21 protein-coding genes are annotated in these 20773 nt (G+C 70.5%); 6 read left to right on the top strand and 15 right to left on the bottom strand.

The window, feature by feature from the left end; genetic code table 11:
- Window positions 1–294: 294 nt before the first annotated feature.
- From BLW84_RS07395 to ftsY, 5 genes are all read right to left on the bottom strand, one after another.
- On the bottom strand, window positions 295–633 hold the full coding sequence (locus tag BLW84_RS07395; protein WP_093262759.1) for a P-II family nitrogen regulator: 339 nt from the start codon (window positions 631–633) through the stop codon (window positions 295–297).
- The gene (locus BLW84_RS07390) at window positions 630–1970 is read right to left on the bottom strand and encodes an ammonium transporter (protein WP_093262758.1); all 1341 of its coding nucleotides are present in this window, start codon (window positions 1968–1970) and stop codon (window positions 630–632) included. Before BLW84_RS07390 ends, BLW84_RS07395 begins: the two co-directional genes overlap by 4 nt.
- A 122-nt stretch (window positions 1971–2092) precedes the next feature.
- On the bottom strand, window positions 2093–3313 hold the full coding sequence (locus BLW84_RS07385; protein WP_093262753.1) for a CynX/NimT family MFS transporter: 1221 nt from the start codon (window positions 3311–3313) through the stop codon (window positions 2093–2095).
- Window positions 3310–3999, bottom strand: a complete 690-nt coding sequence (locus tag BLW84_RS07380; RefSeq protein WP_093262751.1) for a FadR/GntR family transcriptional regulator — start codon at window positions 3997–3999, stop codon at window positions 3310–3312. The genes BLW84_RS07385 and BLW84_RS07380 overlap by 4 nt, the downstream gene beginning before the upstream one ends.
- 124 nt (window positions 4000–4123) lie before the next feature.
- A complete protein-coding gene (gene ftsY, locus BLW84_RS07375; RefSeq protein ID WP_093262746.1) occupies window positions 4124–5557 on the bottom strand; it encodes a signal recognition particle-docking protein FtsY in 1434 nt (477 codons plus the stop codon).
- A gap of 99 nt (window positions 5558–5656) precedes the next feature.
- Between ftsY and BLW84_RS07370 the strand changes: the two genes are divergently transcribed.
- Window positions 5657–6865, top strand: a complete 1209-nt coding sequence (locus BLW84_RS07370; RefSeq protein WP_093262744.1) for an anhydro-N-acetylmuramic acid kinase — start codon at window positions 5657–5659, stop codon at window positions 6863–6865.
- On the top strand, window positions 6847–8355 hold the full coding sequence (locus tag BLW84_RS07365; protein WP_093262743.1) for a sodium:solute symporter: 1509 nt from the start codon (window positions 6847–6849) through the stop codon (window positions 8353–8355). The genes BLW84_RS07370 and BLW84_RS07365 overlap by 19 nt, the downstream gene beginning before the upstream one ends.
- A gap of 77 nt (window positions 8356–8432) precedes the next feature.
- On the opposite strand, the gene BLW84_RS07360 is transcribed toward BLW84_RS07365, so the two are convergent.
- Entirely contained in the window at window positions 8433–9083 is a 651-nt protein-coding gene (locus tag BLW84_RS07360; RefSeq protein WP_093262741.1) for a hypothetical protein, read from the bottom strand.
- 246 nt (window positions 9084–9329) lie between these two features.
- Here BLW84_RS07360 and BLW84_RS49825 point away from each other — a divergent pair, with 246 nt between their 5' ends.
- The gene (locus BLW84_RS49825) at window positions 9330–9623 is read left to right on the top strand and encodes an anti-sigma factor (protein ID WP_143060883.1); all 294 of its coding nucleotides are present in this window, start codon (window positions 9330–9332) and stop codon (window positions 9621–9623) included.
- On the opposite strand, the gene smc is transcribed toward BLW84_RS49825, so the two are convergent.
- Entirely contained in the window at window positions 9599–13321 is a 3723-nt protein-coding gene (smc, locus tag BLW84_RS07350; protein WP_245760996.1) for a chromosome segregation protein SMC, read from the bottom strand. The genes BLW84_RS49825 and smc overlap by 25 nt on opposite strands.
- A gap of 225 nt (window positions 13322–13546) precedes the next feature.
- Entirely contained in the window at window positions 13547–13840 is a 294-nt protein-coding gene (locus tag BLW84_RS07345) for an acylphosphatase (protein WP_093262731.1), read from the bottom strand.
- Window positions 13841–13985: 145 nt separating this feature from the next.
- Here BLW84_RS07345 and BLW84_RS07340 point away from each other — a divergent pair, with 145 nt between their 5' ends.
- The 3 genes from BLW84_RS07340 to BLW84_RS07330 all read left to right on the top strand — a co-directional run bounded on the left by BLW84_RS07340 (window position 13986) and on the right by BLW84_RS07330 (window position 15566).
- Window positions 13986–14462, top strand: coding sequence for a hypothetical protein (locus tag BLW84_RS07340; RefSeq protein ID WP_093262729.1), 477 nt, complete (start codon window positions 13986–13988; stop codon window positions 14460–14462).
- Window positions 14459–14647, top strand: coding sequence for a hypothetical protein (locus BLW84_RS07335; protein WP_093262727.1), 189 nt, complete (start codon window positions 14459–14461; stop codon window positions 14645–14647). The genes BLW84_RS07340 and BLW84_RS07335 overlap by 4 nt, the downstream gene beginning before the upstream one ends.
- A gap of 94 nt (window positions 14648–14741) precedes the next feature.
- Entirely contained in the window at window positions 14742–15566 is an 825-nt protein-coding gene (locus BLW84_RS07330; RefSeq protein ID WP_093262725.1) for an NBR1-Ig-like domain-containing protein, read from the top strand.
- Window positions 15567–15596: 30 nt separating this feature from the next.
- Here BLW84_RS07330 and BLW84_RS07325 read toward each other — a convergent pair whose 3' ends face one another.
- From BLW84_RS07325 to BLW84_RS07295, 7 genes are all read right to left on the bottom strand, one after another.
- Window positions 15597–16019, bottom strand: a complete 423-nt coding sequence (locus tag BLW84_RS07325) for a hypothetical protein (RefSeq protein ID WP_093262723.1) — start codon at window positions 16017–16019, stop codon at window positions 15597–15599.
- A 569-nt stretch (window positions 16020–16588) separates the two neighbouring features.
- Window positions 16589–17212, bottom strand: coding sequence for a nucleoside/nucleotide kinase family protein (locus BLW84_RS07320; protein WP_093262720.1), 624 nt, complete (start codon window positions 17210–17212; stop codon window positions 16589–16591).
- Between the two features lie 81 nt (window positions 17213–17293).
- Complete coding sequence (locus BLW84_RS07315) at window positions 17294–18097, bottom strand: ESX secretion-associated protein EspG (protein WP_093262715.1); 804 nt, start codon at window positions 18095–18097, stop codon at window positions 17294–17296.
- A gap of 2 nt (window positions 18098–18099) precedes the next feature.
- The gene (locus BLW84_RS07310; RefSeq protein WP_093262713.1) at window positions 18100–19344 is read right to left on the bottom strand and encodes a PPE domain-containing protein; all 1245 of its coding nucleotides are present in this window, start codon (window positions 19342–19344) and stop codon (window positions 18100–18102) included.
- Between the two features lie 8 nt (window positions 19345–19352).
- Window positions 19353–19925 carry a DUF3558 domain-containing protein gene (locus tag BLW84_RS07305; RefSeq protein ID WP_177226335.1) on the bottom strand — a complete coding sequence of 191 codons (573 nt, stop codon included), beginning with the start codon at window positions 19923–19925 and terminating at the stop codon, window positions 19353–19355.
- 41 nt (window positions 19926–19966) lie between these two features.
- On the bottom strand, window positions 19967–20338 hold the full coding sequence (locus BLW84_RS07300) for a hypothetical protein (protein WP_177226334.1): 372 nt from the start codon (window positions 20336–20338) through the stop codon (window positions 19967–19969).
- 112 nt (window positions 20339–20450) lie between these two features.
- Window positions 20451–20765: a DUF397 domain-containing protein gene (locus BLW84_RS07295; protein ID WP_093263084.1), complete on the bottom strand. Its 315-nt coding sequence runs from the start codon at window positions 20763–20765 to the stop codon at window positions 20451–20453.
- Window positions 20766–20773: the final 8 nt, after the last annotated feature.

Here is a 20773-nt window from a genome sequence, read left to right as displayed (position 1 = left end):
CCTTCGGCCACCCACGCGGCTCCCCCGTCGCGAACGCGAAGCCCGGTGTTTCCCGCCCGACCCCCAGTACAGGCGGGGCCCCCTCCGGTTCCCCCTTGTTGCCGCGTCGCACTTAGGAGTCTGCCGTCCGAGCGGGCCCGGCGAGACCGTGAAGCTCCCTGAGTACGGCTGCGTAGTGTTACGCACTCGCCACCGAGAGATCCGGCGAAATCCACTCAGGTGGAGGCGGCAGAACGCGGAGGGCGCCGCCGATCGAACGATCGGCGGCGCCCTCCTGCTCGGTCGGGAAGCGGGTCAGATCGCCTCGACCCCGGTCTCCCCGGTGCGCACCCGGACCACGGTGTCCACCGAGGTGACCCAGACCTTGCCGTCGCCGACCCGGCCGGTGCGCACAGCGGTCACGATCCCGTCCACGGCCTTGTCCACATCGGAGTCGTCGACGAGGACCTCGACGCGCAGCTTCTCGATGAAGTCCACGGCGTACTCGGCGCCCCGGTAGACCTCCGTGTGGCCCTTCTGGCGCCCGTAGCCCTGCGCCTCGCTGACGGTCATGCCCAGCACCCCGAGCCGACCCAGCGCCTCCTTCAGATCGTCCAACTTGGACGGTTGGACGATCGCGGTCACCAACTTCATGCGCGGCTGCCCTCCAGCTTGCGTTCGACCTCGTCGGCGGGCGCCGCGGACCGGCGTCGCGCGGAACGGTCGTCGCCGAAGTGGTAAGCGGTCTCGGCGTGCTCGGTCTCGTCGATGCCCACGGCCTCGTCCTCGGCGCTCAGCCGGAACCCCACGACCGCCTTGACCAGCAGCGCCAGCACCAGGCTGAGCACGAAGGAGTAGGCGAGCACCGCGATCGCGCCGACCGCCTGCCGCCACAACTGGTCGAGCCCGCCGCCGTAGAACAGGCCGTCCACCCCGGCCGGGGCGGCCGACGAGGCGAACAGGCCGATGAGCAGCGTGCCCAGCAGGCCGCCGACCAGGTGCACGCCGACGACGTCCAGCGAGTCGTCGTAGCCGAACCGGTACTTCAGGCTCACCGCGAGCGCGCACACCGCGCCGGTGATCGCGCCGATCGCGATCGCGCCCAGCGGCGTCACCGAGGAGCAGGCCGGGGTGATCGCCACGAGGCCCGCGACGATGCCGGACGCGGCGCCGAGCGTGGTCGCGTGGCCGTCGCGGATGCGCTCGACGAGCAGCCAGCCGAGCATCGCGGCGCTGGTCGCCACCAGGGTGTTCACCAGCGTGACCGCGGCGGTGGTGTTGGCCGCCAGCGCCGAACCGGCGTTGAACCCGAACCAGCCGAACCACAGCAGGCCCGCGCCGAGCACAACGAACGGCAGGTTGTGCGGCTTGCCCGGATCCTTCGGCCAGCCCTTGCGCTTGCCGAGCACCAGCACCAGGGCCAGCGCGGCGGCGCCCGCGTTGATGTGCACCGCGGTGCCGCCGGCGAAGTCGATCGCGGCCAGCCGGTTGGCGATCCAGCCGCCGACGGCGGTCACGTTGCCCGCGTCGTCCTCGGTGTCGAAGGCGAACACCCAGTGCGCGACCGGGAAGTACACCACCACGGCCCACAGCCCGGCGAACAGCAGCCACGGGCCGAAGCGGGCCCGGTCGGCGATCGCGCCGGAGATCAGCGCCACGGTGATGATCGCGAACATTGCTTGGAAGCCGACGAACGCCAGTGTCGGGATGCTGCCAGAGACGTGGTCCCCGCCGAGCAGCGAGCTCAGCCCGAAGAACTCGGCCGGGTTGCCGAGCAGGCCGACCCCGCCGATGTCGGAGCCGAACGCGGTCGAGTAGCCGATGAGCACCCACAGCACGCCCACCACGCCGATGCTGCCGAGGCTCATCATCAACATGTTGAGCACGCCGCGGGAGCGCACCATGCCGCCGTAGAAGAACGCCAGACCCGGGGTCATGAGCAGGACCAGCGCCGCGCTCATGAGCACCCATGCGGTGTCGCCTGAATTCACATTGCCTCCCCGATACGACCGAGTTGGCCCGCATCCTGGGGAATGCCTGTTTCCGACGGCCCGCTCCGCTGTTACGCGGCGGTGAAATCCAGCTCACCGCCGGTAACAGCGGCGTTGTGAGGTCACCGCCGCGTTGCGCCGTCGAGCACCGAAGGCACCTGGACCGGCCGCCCGGCGAGCAGGCCCGCGATGAGCCAGATCGTCGAGCAGCCCAGCAGCAGCACGAGCGGCGCGATCCAGCCGCCGGTCATGTCGTGCAGCAATCCGATCAGCAGCGGACCGGCCGCGGCGATGAGGTACCCGCCGCCCTGCGCCATCCCGGACAGCGCCGTCGTGGTGTCGCTGTCCGGCGAGCGCAGCCCGAACAGCGTCAGCGCCAAGCCGAACGACGCGCCCTGCGCCAGGCCGAGCACGACCACCGCCGGCCACAGCCAGGCGGTCGGGCCGACGAGGATCCCGGTGAAGCCGAGCATGAGCAGCACCGCCAGCACCACGGCGATCAACCGCTGGTCGCGGAGCCGATGGCACAGCACGGGCACGCTCATCGAGCCGACGGCCTGCACCGCGGCCTGGATGCCCAGCGCCAGGCCGGCGAGCCCGGCACCCATGCCCCGGCTCTGCAGCATCGTCGGCAGCCAGCCGAACGTGACGTAGGCCATCGCCGACTGCACGCCCATGAAGACGGTGACCTGCCAGGCCAGCGGGTTCCGCCACAACCGGCCGCCGCTGGACGGCTGCGGCCGCGCGCCGGAGCTGCGCCGCAGCGCGAAGATGCTGATCACCAGGGCCAGCAGGACGGGCAGCGCGAGGAGCCCGAGCGGAGCGCGCCAGGCCGACGCCAGCACGCCGCCGATCGGCACGACCACGCTCGCCGCGATCGCGCCGCCCAGCGTCAGGCACATCGTGTAGACCGCCGTGATCACCGGCACCTTGTGCGGGAAGTCCCGCTTGATCAGGCCCGGCAGCGCCACGTTCGCCACCGCGATCCCGGCGCCGACCACGACGGTCCCGGCCAGCAGCGTCCAGATCGACCCCAGCGCGCGCAGCGAGTTGCCGACCAGCAGCACGATCAGGCAGCCGACGAGCACCTTCTCGTCGCCGAAGCGCTGCCGGAGCTTCGGCGCGACGAACGCGAACACCCCCAGGCACACCACGGGCAGCGTGGTCAGCACGCCGCCGAAGGTGTTCGACACGCCCAGGTCTTGCTGGATCTGCTCCAGCAGCGGCGCGACCGCGGTGAACGGCGGCCGAAGCGCCAGCGCCACCAGCACGACCAGCACCAGGGTGGCGGCCGCGGCGGTGCCCACCGGGGACGCCGGTGCCTGCTGGACTCGGGTGCTCACTGCGCGTTTCCTCTCTCCTCGAGAACGCCCCCGAGGGACGTCAGGCTCGGCTCGATCACGGCATGCGCAGCCGCCGCGGCGGCCTCCGGGTCGCCGTCGACGATGGCGTCCAGCAGCGCCCGGTGCGTGACCGGTCCGCCTTCGGACAACGCGGCGTCGGCGCGGACCGTTTCCAGGCTCTCCTGGAGGCGTTCGCTGAGGTAGCGGTACATCTCCGAGAGCACCGGGTTGCGCGCCGCCGCCACAACCGCGACGTGGAAGTCGACGTCGGCGGCGGCGAAGGTCTCGGGCGAGTCCGCGCGGTCGCGGAGGTCGAGCAGCTCGCACAGCCGCTGGATGTCGGCGTCGTCGCGACGCATCGCGGCCAACCGGGCGGCCTGCACGTCGTAGGCGAGCTGCACCTCGAAGACGTCCCGGACCTCGGCGAGCCGCAGCTGCCGCAGCATCGGCGCCGGATCGGCGGTGGACACGACGAACGTCCCGGCGCCCTGCCGGGATTCCAGCCGCTCGAGGTGCACGAGCGCGCGCACGGCCTCCCGGACGACGGTCCGGCTGACGCCCAGCTCGGCGACCAGCTCCAGCTCGGTCGGAATCCGCTCGCCGGGAGCCCAGGCCCCGGCGGAGAGCTGCTCGTTGAGCGCGGCGATGACCTCGTCCACCGAGGACCGGTGCCCCACAACCCGCATGCCAACACCTCCGGGTGAACCATAGGCCAGACATCAGTCGTCAGACAAATTTTCCCGGGACGGACCGGTTTCGGAAAAACGAACAGCCCCCGCGCTTTGGCGCGAGGGCTGCTCTCGGGACTTCTCAGCCGAGGAGGGCGTCCACGAAGGCTCCCGGCTCGAAGGGGGCCAGGTCGTCCGGGCCTTCGCCGAGGCCCACCAGCTTCACCGGGACACCCAGTTCCCGCTGGACCTGGAAGACGATGCCGCCCTTGGCCGTGCCGTCGAGCTTGGTGAGCACGATGCCCGTCACGTCCACCACGTCGGAGAACACCCGCGCCTGGGTCATGCCGTTCTGGCCCGTCGTCGCGTCCAGCACCAGCAGGACCTCGTCGACCTGGGCCTTCTTCTCCACGACGCGCTTGACCTTGCCCAGCTCGTCCATCAGGCCGGTCTTGGTGTGCAGGCGGCCGGCCGTGTCGACCAGCACCGCGTCCACGGCCGTGTCGCTGCCGCGGCTGACCGCCTCGAACGCCACGCTCGCCGGGTCGGCGCCCTCCTTGCCGCGCACCACCTCGGCGCCCACCCGGTGGCCCCAGGTGGCGAGCTGCTCGACGGCCGCGGCGCGGAAGGTGTCGGCCGCGCCGAGCAGGACCGTCCGGCCGTCCGCGACGAGCACCCGCGCCAGCTTGCCGGTGGTCGTGGTCTTGCCGGTGCCGTTGACGCCGACGACCAGCACCACGGCCGGCTTGCCGCCGTCGGCCGGGTTGCCGTGCGGCAGCGCGCGCACCGCGCGCTCCATGTCCGGGCCGAGGGCGTCCACCAGCACCTCGCGCAGCAGCGCGCGCGCCTCGTCCGGGGTGCGGACGCCGCGCGTGGCGATCTCGGTGCGCAGCCGCTCGGTGATCTCCGTGGTGGTCGCCGCGCCCAGGTCGGCCAGCAGGAGGGTGTCCTCGATCTCCTCCCAGGAGTCCTCGTCCAGGTCGCCCGCGCCGAGCAGGCCCAGCAGGCCCTGGCCGAACGTCGACCGGGAGCGGGAGAGCCGGCCGCGCAGCCGCTCCAGCCGGCCCGAGGTCGGCTCGATCTCCTCGATCTCCTCCGGCACCGCGGGCGCCGGCTCCGGCACCGGTTCGGCGCGCTCCTGCTCCGGAACCTCGACCGGCGCTTCGACCGGCGCTTCGGTCGGCGGCTCCTTGACCGGCGGCTCCTCGGTCACCGTGCCGCCGTCCGGCAGGGGCACGTCCACGATGCCGCGTCGCTCGGTGTCGCGGGGTACCGCCGCGTCGTCGCCGACGCCGGGCTGGCCCTCCACCTCGGTGCGCTCGCCCGCCGGATGCTCCGGCGGGGCCGCCGTGGTGGTGCCGCCGCTGGACAGGCTGATCCCGCCGTCGGCGCGGTACCCGCCGCCCTTGACGGACTCGGCCTGGCCCTCGGTCTCGTCCCGTTCGCTCAGGCTGATCCGCCGTCGGCGGTTCAGCACGACGCCGGCGACCACGGCGATCGCCAGCACCACCACGACGGCGACGATGATCAGAATCAGGTTCTCGGTGGTCACTCGCCCATCCTCCCACCTGGTCATACCGGCCTCGGAACGCGCCCGGCACACCAAGTGAGCAAATCACCAACAATGCGCGCGAGACGCTTGCATTTACCATGCGCTGTGCAATAGACCACACATGTGGGTTGGTTGCGCGTGATCGGTCTGCTCTCCGGCACGTCGATGGACGGCGTCGACGTGGCCGTGGCCGAGCTGCGGCTGGACGGCGACACCGTGCAACTCCGCCCGCTCGGCGCCACCGTGCTCCCCTACCCCGACGCGCTGCACGAGAAGCTCCGCGCCGTGCTCCCGCCGGCCGGTTGCAGCGCCGAAGACCTGTGCCGGCTCGACACCTACATCGGGCAGCAGTTCGCGGCCGCGGCCCGGCTCGGCATCGAGCTCGCGGGCGGCCATGCCGACTTCGTGGCGTCGCTCGGGCAGACGATCTACCACTGGGTCCAGGGCAGCGGGCGGGCGCGCGGCACCCTGCAGATCGGGCAGCCCGCGTGGATCGCCGAGGCCACCGGCCTGCCGGTGGTGGCCGACCTGCGGGCCCGCGACGTCGCCGCCGGCGGCCAGGGCGCCCCGCTGGCGGGCGTGTTCGACGCGCTGTGGCTGGCCGACGAGCCCGGCACGACCGTCGCGCTGAACATCGGCGGCATCGCCAACATCACCGTGGTCGGCGGGCGGCGGCCGCTGGCCTACGACACCGGCCCCGGGAACGCGCTGATCGACCTCGCGGCGGGCCGGATCACCGGCACGCCGCAGGACACCGACGGGCGCATCGCCGCGAGCGGCACCATCCACGCCGAACTGCTCGAACTGCTGCTCGCCGACGGCTACTACCGGCGGCCGGCGCCGAAATCCACCGGCAAGGAGCACTTCAACGCCGACTACCTGGCCCGGGCGCTGGACAAGCTGCCCGCCGAGATCGGCGACGGCGACCTGCTGGCGACGCTGACCGAGCTCACCGCGCGCACCATCGCCGACGCCTGCCGCAACGAGCAGGCGGCGAAGGTTGTTGCGTCCGGTGGCGGGGTGCGCAATCCTGTCCTGCTCACCGCCCTGCGTCGCCTGTTGGACGCGCCGCTGGTCGTCAGCGACGACCTCGGCATGCCCGCGGACGGCAAGGAGGCGTACCTGACAGCGCTGCTCGGATTCCTCACCTGGCACGGCGTCAGCGGCAACGCGCCGGGCACCACCGGGGCCGCCGGGCCCCGCCTGTTGGGCAGCATCACCCCGGGAGCCGGTCCGCTCCGGTTGCCCGAGCCCGCCAACCAGCAGCCGAGGCGGCTGCGAATGCAGCCCGGCAACACCGCACAGGAGGCGCTATGCGATCTCTCGACCTAGTCGTGATCGGGTTGTACCTGATCGCGATGCCGGTGCTCGGGATGCTGCTCAGCGGCCGGCAACGCAGCTCGCAGGACTACTTCGTCGGCAGCCGTCAGCTGCCCTGGTGGGCGGTGTGCTTCTCGGTGGTCGCCACCGAGACGTCCACGCTGACGGTGATCAGCGTGCCGACGGTGGCCTACCTCGGCAGCTTCACCTACCTCCAGCTCGCGATCGGCTACCTGATCGGCCGGGTCGTGGTGGCGTTCGTGCTGCTGCCCAAGTACTACGCCGGGAACCTGGTCAGCGCCTACGCGTTCCTGGGCCAGCGGTTCGGTTCCGGCCTGCAGGGCACCGCGTCGGTGACGTTCCTGGTGACCCGGCTGCTGGCCGACGGCCTGCGGCTGTTCGCCACCGCGATCCCGGTGAAGGTGGTGCTGGCGGCCTTCGGCGTGACCATGTCGTACTGGCAGATCGTGCTGATCCTGTCGATCATGACGGTGATCTACACCTACTTCGGCGGCATCAAGGCCGTGGTGTGGGTCGACGCGATCCAGATGGCGGTCTACGTCGGCGGCGCGATCTGCGCCGCGGTGGTGCTGCTCGGCAGGCTGCCCGGGGACTGGATGTCGACCGCGCTCGCCGAGGGCAAGTTCCAGCTCTTCGACTTCGGGTCGTCGATCATCACCGACCAGTACGCGTTCTTCACCGCCGTGATCGGCGGCGCGGTGTTCGCGATGGCCTCGCACGGCGCGGACCAGCTGATGGTGCAGCGCCTGCTCGCCTGCCGGAATCTCCGGGACAGCCAGCGGGCGCTGATCGCCAGCGGCGTCGTGGTGTTCCTGCAGTTCGCGCTGTTCCTGTTCATCGGCTCTATGCTGTGGTCGTTCTTCAAGGGCGCCCAGCCGGCGGACCTGGGCATGGCCAGCAAGGACGAGTTGTTCCCGCAGTTCATCGTCAACGACCTGCCGCCCGGGCTGTCCGGCCTGCTGATCGCGGGCATCCTGGCCGCGGCGATGAGCACCCTGGCGTCGTCGCTGAACTCGCTGTCCACGTCCACGGTGAGCGATCTCTACCAGCGGATCTCGAAGCGCAAGCTCGACGACGCGACCGTCCTGCGGATGGGCAAGGGCTGGACCCTGGTCTGGGCCGTGGTGTTCGTGGTGTTCGCGTCGATGTTCAGCAGCACCGACAACCCGGTGGTCGAGGTCGGCCTGAGCATCGCCAGCTACACCTACGGCGCGCTGCTGGGCGCTTTCCTGCTGGGGCTGCTGGTGAAGCGGGCCCGCCAGGCGGACGCGGTGATCGCGTTCGTGGCGACGCTCGTGGTGGTGCTGTTCTTCGTGTTCTGGGTGACCTTCCCGAACGGCGAAGGCGGCGAGAAGTCGCTCGCGTTCCCCTGGTACACGCCGCTCGGCGTCATCGTGACGCTGTTGGTGGGCGGGCTGCTGTCGTTGCGCCACCCGCGCCCGGCGCCCGAAGCCGCCGTCGAGCAGGCCGACAACGCCTGAGAGGGCGTGGTTCTTGCTGACGTGACCGCAGTTTCAATTGAAACTGCGGTCACGACGGGCTGGCGCGGGCGGGCGGCTCAGCCCATGGCGGCCGAGATGATCGACAGCAGGATGAGCAGGACGCACAGCGCGACGCTGCCGGCCATGATCCCGATGGCCAGGCCCATGCCGGGCGCCTTCTGCGGGGTCGGGCCGATGGCACCGTTCAAGAAGACGATCACCGGCGCCGCGTAGTGGACGTCGATCTGCTGACCGGCGTTGACCGGGATCACCGCGGTCGCGAGGCCGACCTGCCACAGGTAGTTGACGTGGATGCCGATCTGGTACTGGCCGGGCGGCAGGTCGACCGGGGTCTTGCCCCAGTTCAGGATCGGGCCGGGCTGCCCGTTGATGGTGACCTGCGGCTTGAAGAACATCAGCATGAACGCCAGCCAGAAGTACGAGCAGTCGATCATGATGCGTCCCATGCCGGGCGCGGGCGGCGCCATCGGCTGGCCCTGCGGCGCGGCCGGGGCCGGCGGCTGCGGGTAGCCCTGCTGCGGCATTCCCGGCTGCATCTGCGGCTGCATCGGCTGCTGCGGCATTCCCGGCTGCTGCATCGGCTGCTGCGGCATCGGTTGCTGGGGCATCGGGCCGGACGGCGGGCCGTAGCCGCCGGGCGGCGCCATCGGCGGTCCCTGCTGCGGGTACGGCTGCTGCCCCGGCGGGGGGCCGTACGGGTTGGTCATGGAAAGCCTCCTGTACCTGGTGGGACCCCGCACTCGGGGTGATGCGGGAACTCCGCGCCCGGTGTCCGGCCGGCATCTGCCCCCGAGGATCGACGCCGTACCGCGGAAACATCGTCCCGCATGCCGCTGCTGAGGTTGAACCGAGGTGGCCGACGACACCATTGCCCGACCCCCGGGGCTTCAGCGGAAGTCCCACCGGGTCGATGATCTACCCAAACGATCACCGAGGCTCGGATGGGGACTGCGGTGCAGGATCATGCGGATCTGCGGGCGAAGCTCAACGCTTATTCGGCGGGCGTGCTCAGCGACGTCGAATGGCTGACGGTGCGCACCCACCTGTCGGAGTGCGCTGAATGCCGGGCCGAGCTGGGGCGGCCTGAGTTGTGGCATCGTGCTGCACCGCAGCGGATTTCGCCGCCGGATTCGAAGCCGGCCCGCTGGGCGCCGACCCGGCCGGGCTGGTCGGTGGTGTTCGGCTTCGCGCTGGTGGCGGCGCTCGTCGCCTTCGGCGTCGGCTACGCCCTCGGCACGTCGGCCTGATCTTCGGGCGCCGGATCCGGTTCTCCCGCAACGCTTTCCGGCGCCGCCGCTCCGTCCAGCACCGCGGCGACGTCGCCCTCGGGCGGCGCGTCGGGCGCGTCGTCCTTGCGCCGTTTGCCGGAATCGCCGCGCAGGCGCTGGGAAATCACCTGCGTGATGCCGTCGCCGCGCATCGTCACGCCGTACAGGGCGTCGGCGATCTCCATGGTCGGCTTCTGGTGCGTGATGATGATCAGCTGCGAGGTCTCGCGGAGCTGGTCCAGCAGCGTGATCAGGCGCCGCAGGTTGGTGTCGTCCAGCGCCGCCTCGACCTCGTCCATCACGTAGAACGGCGACGGCCGGGCGCGGAAGATGGACACCAGCATGGCCACCGCGGTCAGCGACTTCTCGCCGCCGGAGAGCAGCGACAGCCGCTTGACCTTCTTGCCCGGGGGCCGAGCCTCGACCTCGACGCCGGTGGTCAGCATGTCCTCGGAGTCGGTGAGCGTCAGCCGCCCGTCGCCGCCGGGGAACAGGACCTTGAAGACGGTCTCGAACTCCTCGGCCACGTCGTGGAAGGCGGAGGCGAACACCTCCAGGATCTTGTCGTCGACCTCCTTGACCACGCTGAGCAGGTCGCGACGGCTGTCCTTGAGGTCTTCCAGCTGCGTGGAGAGGAACTTGTAGCGCTCCTCCAGCGCGGCGAACTCCTCCAGCGCCAGCGGATTCACCTTGCCCAGCAAGGAGAGGTCCTTCTCGGCGCGCTTGGCGCGGCGCTCCTGGGTGGCCCGGTCGAACGGCATCGGCGGCGGCGGGCTGACGTCCTCGCCGCGCTCCTTGGCCGCCTCGTACTCGGCGATTTCGGCGGGGCCGGGCGGGATCGGCACGGTCGGCCCGTACTCGTCGACCAGGTCGTCCAGGCCGATCCCGAAATCCTCGATGATCTTGGTTTCCAGCTGCTCGATGCGCAACCGCTGCTCCGCACGCACGACTTCGTCGCGGTGCACCGCATCGGTCAGCTTCTCCAGCTCCCCGCTGAGCTCGCGCACGCGCGCTCGCACGGCGCCGAGCGCCTGCTCGTGCTCGCTCTGCTTCGCCTGCGCGACGTCCCGCTCCTCCGTCGCGGCGCTCAGCGACCGCGCGATGCGCTGCAGCGCCGTCTCGGCCCCGGTGACCACGGCCTGGGTCACGCGCGCTGCGCGTTCCCGAGCCTTGCGCGCCGCTTCCGCGCGGGCGCGCGCTTCGCGCTCGTGGCGCGCTGCGCGACGCAGCTGGTCGGCGCGTCCTTGCACGGCCCGGGCGCGCTCCTCGGCGGTGCGCTGTCCGAGGCGGGCGTCCATTTCCTGCTGCCGCACGGCGTTGAGCTCGGTGCCCAGCCGGTCGCGTTCGCCGGTGTCCGGCTCCGCCGCTTCGTCCTGTTCGGACTTGACGATGCTCAGCCGCTCTTCGAGTTCGGTGAGCTTGACCAGGGCTTGTTCGCGGGATTGCTCGACCTTCACCCGCTGCTGCCGGATCCGGTCGACGTCGGCGACGGCGGCGCGGGCGGCGCGTTGCAGGCTGGAAAGCCGTTCGGTGCTGCGGGCTCGCCGCACCTTGGCGTCGTTGATCTGCTCCTGCACGGCCCGCACTTCGGCGCGCCGCGCTTCTTCTTCGGCCCGCGCGCCTTCCAATGCGGCGGAGTGCTGTTCCAGGCGGCGCCCGGCGGCGGCGAGTTCGCGCTCGGCTTCGTCGACAGCGGCCTGCACCTCGATGGTGCTCTGCCGGTCTTCGGAACCGCCGATCGCCCAGTGCGCGCCGAGCACGTCGCCGTTCGCCGTCACGGCGCGGACTTCGGGGTGGCGCTGCACGAGTTCCTGCGCGTCGGCCAACTCGCCGACGACCGCGACCTTGTCGAGCGCCCTGGCCACAGCCCCGCGCATCCCGTCTGGCGCGGTGACCAGGTCAACCGCCCAGCGCGCGGAGCCGGTCAGCTGCGGCCATCCAGATCGGTCGACGTCCACGGCGGAACTGATGAGCAGCCCGGCCCGGCCCGCCTCGTCCGCCTTGAGCAGTTCCAGGGCCGCCACCGCGTCTGTGACACCGCGAACGGCGACGGCGTCGGCGACCGCGCCCAGCGCCGCGGCGAGCGCGGCCTCCGCACCCGGTTCGACGCTGAGCAGCGCCGCAACCGTGCCGAGCAGGCCCGGCACGCGGTCGCCCGACGACATCAGCGCGCCGGCGCCGTCCTTGCGCTGCAGGCCCATCGACAGCGCTTCGACCCGCGCCTTCCAGGACGCGATCTCCCGCTCCGCGGTCCGCTCGGCCTTCACGAGCTCCTCGACGCGGGCGCGCGCCGCGTCGCGCGCTTCGGCTGCGCCTTCGCGGCGTTCCTGCAGCCCGGCGTCGTCGGAGTCGTAGCCGCCGCTCTCCTCTTCCGCGTCGGCCTGCGCGCGTTCCGCTTCCTCGGCCCGCCCGGTGGCTTCTTCCAGCGAATCGGACAGCCGCTCGATCTCGTCGGCCGTGTCGCTGACCTTGCTGCGCAGCGATTCGACCTGGCCGGACAGCCGGGCAGCGCCCTCTCGGCGGTCGGCGATCGCCCGCACCGCGGCGAGGTGCGCCTGTTCGGCCTGCTTCAGCGCGGATTCCAGCTCCGAGCGGCGCAGCACGACCTCGTTGAGCACCTCGCGGGCCTCTTCGACCTGCTCGCGGAGCTCGATCTCCTGCTCCGCGGCCTCTTCCGCCTCGGCGTCGAGCTGATCCGGGTCGCGGCCGGGGCGGTGCTCCTCGGTCTGCGCCGTCAGATGCCGGTGGCGCTCGGCGGCCAGCCGCAGCGTGCCGTGCAGCCGCTCTTCCAGCGCCGACAACCGGTACCAGGTCTCCTGCGCGCGGGTCAGCCTCGGCGCGTCCGCGGCGACCTGCTCTTCGAGGGTCTTCTCCTCGGACTGCGAGAACTGCAGGGCGCGCTCGACCTCGGTGCGCTTGGCGCGCGCGGTTTCCTGGTCCGCTTCGTCGCGGGCCAGGTCGGCGCGCGCGGTGATCAGGTCGTCGGCGATGAGGCGCAGCCGGGAATCCCGCAGGTCGGCCTGCACGGTCTGCGCCTTGCGGGCGATCTCGGCCTGCTTGCCGAGCGGTTTGAGCTGGCGGCGCAGCTCGCTGGTCAGGTCGGTCAACCGGGTCAGGTTGGCCTGCATCGCGTCGAGCTTGCGCAGCGCCTTCTCTTTGCGCTTGCGGTGTTTGAGCACGCCCGCGGCCTCTTCGATGAGCCTGCGGTTCTCGTCCGGCTTGGCCTGCAGGATGCTGGCCAGCTGGCCCTGCCCGACGATGACGTGCATCTCGCGGCCGATGCCGGAGTCCGACAGCAGTTCCTGCACGTCCATCAGCCGGCAGGTGTTGCCGTTGATCTCGTACTCGCTGGCGCCGTCGCGGAACATCCGGCGGGTGATGGAGACCTCGGTGTACTCGATCGGCAGCGCGCCGTCGGAGTTGTCGATGGTCAGCGTGACCTCGGCGCGGCCCAGCGGGGCGCGGCCCGCGGTGCCCGCGAAGATCACGTCCTCCATCTTGCCGCCGCGCAGGTCCTTGGCGCCCTGCTCGCCCATCACCCAGCGCAGCGCGTCGAGCACGTTGGACTTGCCCGAGCCGTTGGGGCCGACGACGCAGGTGATGCCGGGTTCGAAGCGCAGCGTGGTGGCCGAGGCGAAGGACTTGAACCCCTTCAGCGTCAGGCTCTTCAGGTGCACGGCTGCGATCGGCCTTCCCGTGTTTCGTCCGGTTCACCGGCGGTCACGTCCGGTGAAGCCTACCGCTGCAGCCCCTCGCGACTGCGCAGAACCGCTGGTTGCGGCGATTTTCCCCGCGCACCGGGCACCGGAAGATCAACGCCGGGTGCGCCCCGGACCCGTGCGTACTTTTGGTTGTTATAGCGACACAAAGTACGCACGGCTTCCGACCAGGCGAAACCGCTGTTAGCGCTCGACGAAACCGGTCAGCCCGCCCTTGGGCTCGGACCACTGCTCGGCGACGTGGTCGACGTACCCCGGGGTTTCACCGGAGCGCAGCGCCGCCAGGAGCTTCGCGCAGGCCTCGCGGGACCCTTCGGCGACCACCTCGACCCGGCTCCCCGGCCGGTTGGTCGCGCTGCCCACCAGGCCGAGCTCCAGCGCCCGGGAACGCGTCCACCAGCGGAAACCCACGCCCTGCACCCGCCCGTGCACCCAAGCGGTCAGTCGTGCCTGTTGCGAATCGGTCACGCCCGGCATGATGCCGCACGATCACCGCGCGCGCGGCGTTGGCTCGCGTCGACGACCGCGGTTGCTCGGGCTGTCGGTATGATCCGCCCGATTCGGCTGGGAGCCTGGGGTTTCGGGGCACCCGGCGCAGGCCGCCCGACGAGTGGGGCACGCAATGGACCCGATGTTGCCGGACGACCCGGACGCCCGGCCAAAGCAGCTGGTGATGCTGGCCGCGGCCGGCATCGCGGTGGCCACCGTCTTCGCGACGACCGCCGCGATGGTCGCCGGTGCGCAGCAGCACGACGAGGCGACGCCGGACTTCACGCTGAAGCCGACCGCCACGTCGCGGCCGGCGGAGACGTGGACCACGCCGCCGCTGATGCCCCCGGCGACGTTGAGCGGCAGCGCGACTTCGGAGACGTCCACGACCGCCAGCCGGACCACGTCGTCGACCACGCTGACGAGCACCGAAGTCTCCAGCGACTTCCCGGTTCCGCCGTCGCCGCCGGAGCAGCCCGCGCCGCCGACGCGGCCGACGGTCACCCCCACCAAGCCGCCGACGACGAGCAAGCCGACCCCGACGACCACCACCGAGGACCCGGTGCCGACGGACACCACCGGGTGGGAACCGACCGGGGACGACGCGTGACGCTGGCCGTCCACGCGTGCCGGTCGCTGTGCTCGTGGCATCGGACACCCAAGGAGCTCAGCGGGTTTCCGCTGCTGGCCTGCCGCGGCTGCGGCTCCCAGTGGATCCGCAGCGAGCCGTGGACGCCGATCGACCACACCGGCCGGATCCCCGACGACGTGCGGGCGGAACTCGCCGAGCGCTGACGCTACGCGCCCACCCGTGCACCCATCGTCACGGAACCGTGCTAGTAAATGTCGCGTGGCGGTCAGAACACCAGCGCACGGGCGAGGTCGAACGATGGACGAGGCGGCGGCGAGCACCGGCAAACGCGGCCGGAAGCAGCAGCGCCCCGACCCGGCGGACGGCCCGGTCGCCGAATTCGCGTTCCGGCTGTGCGAGCTGAAGGAGGCCGCGGGCGATCCGTCCTACGACCGGATGCGCGCCGAGTTCGGCGCGGCGGCGTCGAAGTCGGCGCTGTCGGCGGCGGCCCGGGGCCGGGATCTGCCGTCGTGGGAGACGACCTGGGAATTCGTCCGCAGCCTCGCGGTGAACGCGCTCGGCCAGGAAGCCGAGTCCGTCCGTCGCGAGTGGACTCGCCACTGGGAGGAGGCCCGGGCGAGTGGTGCTGCCGAAGTGGTTCCCGATCCTGCTCCGACTCCTGCTCCTGCACCGAAGCGGCGCTGGCCGCTGATCGTGCTCGCGGTCCTGGTCGTGCTGGCGGCTGGTTCGGGCGTGTTCTTCTGGCTGTCGCCGCCGCAGCGCCCGATCCCCGGCGACGCCTCGTTCATGCTGGGCGAAGACCCGCCGGACGGGATCGAGGTCAAGGCCGGCGGGAACTTCGTCAAGACCTGGGAACTGCGCAACATCGGCCAGGTCCGCTGGACCGGCCGCTACCTCGAGCAGGCCGGCCGCGAAGGCGGATCGCAGTGCACCGCGCCGCACCGGGTGTCGATCGCCGTGGTCGAGCCGGGGCAGGCGGTGCGGCTGAGCGTGCCGGTGGCGGCGGGCAGCGTGCCGGGGCGGTGCAAGATCGCGTGGAAGATGGTGGACGAGAACGGGGTGCTGTTCTACCCGGCGAGCGCCCTGCGCCCGATCTACTTCGACGTGGCGGTGGTGCCGTGAGCCCGCCGCCCGGGCTCACGGCACGCCCGGTCACTTCTTGATCTCGATGCAGGCGTGTTCCGCCCGGACCTTGCCGTTCTCGACCAGCGCGCCGCACACCTTGGTGCCGTTCTTGAACTTGCCGCCGCCGGGCTTGAAATCGACCCAGACCCGGCCGAGGCCGCACTTGGCGTGCCCGGTGTCGGAGTACTTCCGGCCGTCCGCGTAGGTGCCCCAGACCTTGAAGTCGGCGTTGCAGGTGTAGTTCTTGATGTCGATCGAGGCCTGGATGTTCTTGACCGTCGTGCTCTCACCGTCGACGGTGGTGCACAGGAGAGCCGGATCGGTGCGCAGATTGGTGCCCGTGCATCCCTGCGCACTCGCCGAAGCAACCGGCGCGACGACGAGCATCCCACCCAACAGCACAGCACCCGAAGCGCCGATTGCGAAAACGCGAGCCAGCTTGCTGGTCATGATTGTTCACTCCTCGCTGAGACCGTTCACCCGGGAGCTTCGCGATTCGGCATCTCCGCCGAACGCAATCGCTTCTCCGGGCTTTGGAAATGCCGTCCGGAACCGGACTGGGGCCAACATAGCCAGCATTCCGGCGGACTTTCCAGCCAACAATGAGCGAATGAACGAACCAATTGACCAGCGGCCAATCATCAATGTTTTCGCAGCTCAGCAAGTTGTCCAATAGATCACCTGGACATTGACGACGAGCCACTCCACAGGCCCGCCGACAACATACTACCCCATTTTTGAAATTTATTGAGGGTTTTTCATCCTGGTCAACCCGCAGCCGCGGGCCACAAAGGTGCACATCGATGGGGTGCCGCATGCGCCGCAGGCGCATAGCCCACCTACGACACCTGCACCGCCGCGGGTTCTCAGAGGCTTCCTGGCGAGGACGGCCCCTCCGCCGTGTATTGGACATACATCAGGAGGGGCACCCACAGACCAGGGAGCCTCTGAGGTTCCGCCACCCGCACCGCCACGCAAACTGAGGTTGGAAAAACCTCATTCAGATACGATTCGTGAAATCATTCGGGGTCGCCGGCGACGACCAGATCGGCCCGGTCTCGACTCGCCGAGATGATGGCGGCGTTGCGCTCGTCGCTGCGGTGAACCCATTCCTCGGCTTCCTCCGGAGTCCGCCCGTAACCGATGTGCCGATCGATGAGCCGCCGCACCCGGACATCGTCGTCGGGCGCGAGGAACCACGCCTCGTCGAGCAGTTCCCGGACCGCCGACCACGGCGGCGAATCCAGCAGCAGGTAATTGCCCTCGGTGATCACCAGCGGCACATCGGGATCGACGGCGATGGCCCCGGCGTAGGACTCCTCGATCTCCCGGTGGAACTCGGGGGCGTAAACGGTGCCGGGCCCGCATTCCCGGATCCGCCGGAGCAGCGCGACGTACCCGGCGGCGTCGAAGGTGTCGGGAGCGCCTTTCCGGTCGGCCCGCCCGAGCCGCCGCAGCTGGCCGTTGGCCAGGTGGAAGCCGTCCATCGGCACGAGAACGGCGGCGCCGCCGAGCTCTCGGACGACCCGCCGGGCGACGAACCCCTTCCCGGCCGCGGGAGCCCCGGCGATCCCCAAGATCCGCCGCTGCCCGCTGCCGGCCAGCGCCCGAGCCCGCTCGACCAACTCCGAATACCCGACCACACCACACCTCCACCGAGTCCCGCCCAGGCTAAGAGATGGCTCTGCGCGGCGGAACAGGATGTGCCAAGCGGCGGCGACGACTCAGTCGTCCCAGATCTCGGCCAGGAGTTCTCGGGTGTACTCCGCGATTCTCGCGTTGTCCGCCGGGGCTATCGTGCTCCAGCGGCGGCCGTCTCCGCTGGGGCGGACCACGTGGCTGTAGCGGCCCTTGCCCGTGTCGTGGAACGCCACCACCCTGTTCGCCCGCTCCGGCCTTCCGCCTCGGTTCGGGCAGACCTCCACGCCGAACTGGCCCCGGATTCCCATTCCGTCCGCCATGTTCGCCACGTCCGCCGCGTCGTCCGGGGCGATGCCCAGGGACCGGAGTTCGTCGGTGAACAGCAGCGGGTTGTTCGGGCCCGCGTAGTCGCTGGCTTCGCGGAGGATCTCGTTGGGCAGGCTCACCGCTCGGCCCGGCCCCGGCGCCATGTCGCCCGCCACCGACACCGCCGCCTCCACCAGCGAACTCGCCCGGATCGGGGTCAGCTCGACGATGTCACCATCCACAATGGCCAGCAGGCCGGTGCCGCCGTTCGCCGACGCCAGGGCACGAATCGAGCGGTCCGCCCAGATCCGCACGTCGATGCTGCGCTGCGGCCGGTCCAGCAGGCCCAGCAGGTCCGCGAAGTCGACGTCGACGCGGTCGCGGTGCGGCTCCGCCAGGCGGCGCTTGCGGAGCCCGGCCCACACGTCCGCGACGAGCTGCGCGCGCTCCGAGTAGGTCGCTCCCGGGCTCGGCACGTTGAGGATGATGTGCCGGCGCTCGGTGAGCTTCTCCGCCTCGCAGACCACATCGAATTCCAATGCGGACAGCACGATCGGATCGGCTTCTGCTCCAGGGCGCAACGTCAGTCCCGCTTCTTCGGCTCGTCGTCGGGGGAATCCTCGTCGGCTTCGTCGTCGGGCTCGAAGTGCCCGAGCACCGGCGGTGCGACCAGCCGCTCGTCGTCGAACGGGGTTTCGTCGGCGACGTACTTGTTCTCGTGCTCCGCGTCTTCGCTGCGCTTGTCGCCGCGGGTCGCCGCCGGTCCCATCATCGAACCGGCCGCCGGGCGGCTGCCCGGCGTGTTGCCCGCGGACCGCCCGGCCACCGTGTCGCCGGGCCCGCCGCCGATGCCGGACGAACCGCCCCGGCTCAGCCCGGAAGCCGAGCCACCGCCGGCCGATGCCGCGGCCGGGCCCCGGCCGCCGAGCATCCTGCTCGCGGCGTAGGCGCCGATACCCGCGACCGCCGCACCACCTGCGGCGATGCCGAGCACCGTGCCGGGGTTGATGCCGCTGCTCGTCGCGGCGGCCTCCGGAGTCTGGTCCGCCTCGCCGCCGGTCTCGCGCTCGTCCGGGTGCCGACCCGTGCTGCTGCGGTCGGCGGGATCCTGCGCACCCACGCCGTCGCCGCGCTTGATTCCGCCGCCGATGTTACCGCCGCCGACGACGACACCGGACGTGCCCGGGTCGACCGCCGAGCCGCCGTAGTAGCCGCCGACCGAACCCACGCCGACGGTCGGCATGCTCGTCCCGGACGCCGACTGCGCGGACACCGTCGCGGGCGGCATCTCGGGCAGCGGCTGGTAGGAATCGGCCTGGCTGACCGAGGTGTTGCGGTACGAGCTGAGCGCGGCCTGCGCGGCCTGCTTCTGGCCCTCGATGTTCTTGGCTTCTTTGTCGTAGTCGCTCTCGTAGCCGAAGGCACCACCGGCCCATTCGAGCGCGTTCTCCGACTGCTTGTGCTTGAGCTCGTCGTTGTTCGGCAGCCCGTTGCGGGCGGACTCGTAGCCCCGGCCCTGCGCGTCGACGCTGTCCGCGGATGCCTTCAGGGGATCCGGGGCATCGGCCATGAAGACGGACTGCTGCTGGGTCGCCGCCGCCGCGAGGCTGCCGGCGTTGCCCTCCCACGCGATCTGCAGCTTGCCGAGCTCGCGCCGCAGCGTGTCGTCGAGATCGACGACCACCTTCACGCACTCGTCCAGCGCGCGCACCGCGCCCTGCATCGACTCCGCGCCGCGCCCCTGCTTGATCTGCGTGATCCATTCCTGGAGCTGGGGGATGTCCATCCCCTCGAACCGGATGTCCCGGATCGGATCGATGCTGGTCACGACTCCCCCTAGCTACCCTGCAAGGTCGTCACGGCCGCCTCGGCGGCCTGCTTCGCCCGCTCGCACATCTGGTCGTTGTCCATGCCGCCGGGGGTTTGGAGCATCATGTTGATCCAGAGCGTCTGGCCTTCGGCCGCGTCGACGAACACATCGCAGCCAAGGCTTTCGCCACCAGCGATCTGTCCCTGCACGGCGCCGAAGCCGTTGATCTCGAACGCCTTCTCGGATTCCGGCGACGAGTTGACCTCCGACATGAACGACTGGATTCCCTCGGGCACCACCCGGAGAGCAAATCCGAACTGGGCATTTCCGGCTTCGCCGAGGAAAGCGCAGCCGTTGTAGTTGTTCCCGTTCCTCTGCACCGGCCTACCGGAGCCACCGATCTGCAGCGACTGCTTCTGCTCCGACTTCAGCCAGGCGCAGATCTCGGCGTCCTGCTTGCCGGCGATCGCCAGATCTCGCGGCCGTTGCGGCAGATCCAGTGAAGAGCTCTTCGTCGTCGGAGCCGAAGTGGCAGGCGGCTCGGAGTCCGGGTCCGGGCCGTTCACCGTGCAACTGGTCAGCGCTGCGACCGCAGCCACCGCGATCAATCCGTACCCAAGACGCGCCCGCACCAGACCCCTCACATCTGCCTCTGCTGCATTTGGAACGACGCCTTGATCTCATCGTCGGTGAAGCCGTACTGCTTGGCCGCCTCGCCGACTTGGTCTCCCAGGTCGATGACGTTCTCCACGTACTGCACCAGCCGCTGGAAGTGGGAATCCGGATTGCCGATGAGATTCGCGGTCCAAACCGACGAAGCAGTCTTGCTGATGTCATCCGCAGCAGGCGATGACACCCGCAGGCTGGGTGCAAGCTCCATCAACTTGAACTTGGCGTCCTCCGCTGCCATCAGGATGGCCTTGCGGACCTCGAGGACGTTGTCCTTGTTGACGGTGATGGTCTGACCGGCGCCACCGGGAACCGGCGGCGAAGGTGGTGCTGGCGTCGTCATCGCGGGAAACCCCCAGGTCGCGGCGTCTGATCACCCGGTCGAAGGCCGACCCTAGCAGCGCGACTTCCCGCCACGCACCAACTCTCAAAAACTTCACACCAACCCAACGGGCCTATGCGCGGACCCGCATGAGCCCACCGACGAAGTCGGCCCACCGAGCAGCGGAAAAGACCAGCACACCGCCACCTCGATCCTTCGAGTCCCGAACCCCGACGACAGCGTCCCGCCGGGCGACCTCGACCCAGTTGGCGGTGTTCGCGCTACGACTCGACTTCTGCCAGGCGACTTCCACGCAGTTGGAGTTGGCTGAGCTGCGGTTGGACTTCTGCCACACGTCCCCGACAAATGCGACTTCCACGCAATTCGAACTTGCAGTACTGCGGCTCGACTTGCGCCAGACTGCAGCAGATAGGCCACGAGGACTCATGTCTGCAT

The organism is Saccharopolyspora shandongensis, from assembly GCF_900106995.1.
Taxonomy (GTDB): Bacteria; Actinomycetota; Actinomycetes; order Mycobacteriales; family Pseudonocardiaceae; genus Saccharopolyspora; species Saccharopolyspora shandongensis.
Note: the sequence above shows the minus strand (reverse complement) of the source record. Positions and strands in the feature narration are given on the sequence as shown.

What these genes read in the sequence shown, in the direction of transcription:
- BLW84_RS07395 (WP_093262759.1), bottom strand. Translation starts at nt 633, where the DNA reads ATGAAGTTGGTGACCGCGATCGTCCAACCGTCCAAGTTGGACGATCTG.
- BLW84_RS07380 (WP_093262751.1), bottom strand. Translation starts at nt 3,999, where the DNA reads ATGCGGGTTGTGGGGCACCGGTCCTCGGTGGACGAGGTCATCGCCGCG.
- ftsY (WP_093262746.1), bottom strand. Translation starts at nt 5,557, where the DNA reads ATGACCAGGTGGGAGGATGGGCGAGTGACCACCGAGAACCTGATTCTG.
- BLW84_RS07365 (WP_093262743.1), top strand. Translation starts at nt 6,847, where the DNA reads ATGCGATCTCTCGACCTAGTCGTGATCGGGTTGTACCTGATCGCGATG.
- BLW84_RS07360 (WP_093262741.1), bottom strand. Translation starts at nt 9,083, where the DNA reads ATGACCAACCCGTACGGCCCCCCGCCGGGGCAGCAGCCGTACCCGCAG.
- BLW84_RS07345 (WP_093262731.1), bottom strand. Translation starts at nt 13,840, where the DNA reads ATGCCGGGCGTGACCGATTCGCAACAGGCACGACTGACCGCTTGGGTG.
- BLW84_RS07340 (WP_093262729.1), top strand. Translation starts at nt 13,986, where the DNA reads ATGGACCCGATGTTGCCGGACGACCCGGACGCCCGGCCAAAGCAGCTG.
- BLW84_RS07330 (WP_093262725.1), top strand. Translation starts at nt 14,742, where the DNA reads ATGGACGAGGCGGCGGCGAGCACCGGCAAACGCGGCCGGAAGCAGCAG.
- BLW84_RS07325 (WP_093262723.1), bottom strand. Translation starts at nt 16,019, where the DNA reads ATGACCAGCAAGCTGGCTCGCGTTTTCGCAATCGGCGCTTCGGGTGCT.
- BLW84_RS07300 (WP_177226334.1), bottom strand. Translation starts at nt 20,338, where the DNA reads ATGACGACGCCAGCACCACCTTCGCCGCCGGTTCCCGGTGGCGCCGGT.
- BLW84_RS07295 (WP_093263084.1), bottom strand. Translation starts at nt 20,765, where the DNA reads ATGAGTCCTCGTGGCCTATCTGCTGCAGTCTGGCGCAAGTCGAGCCGC.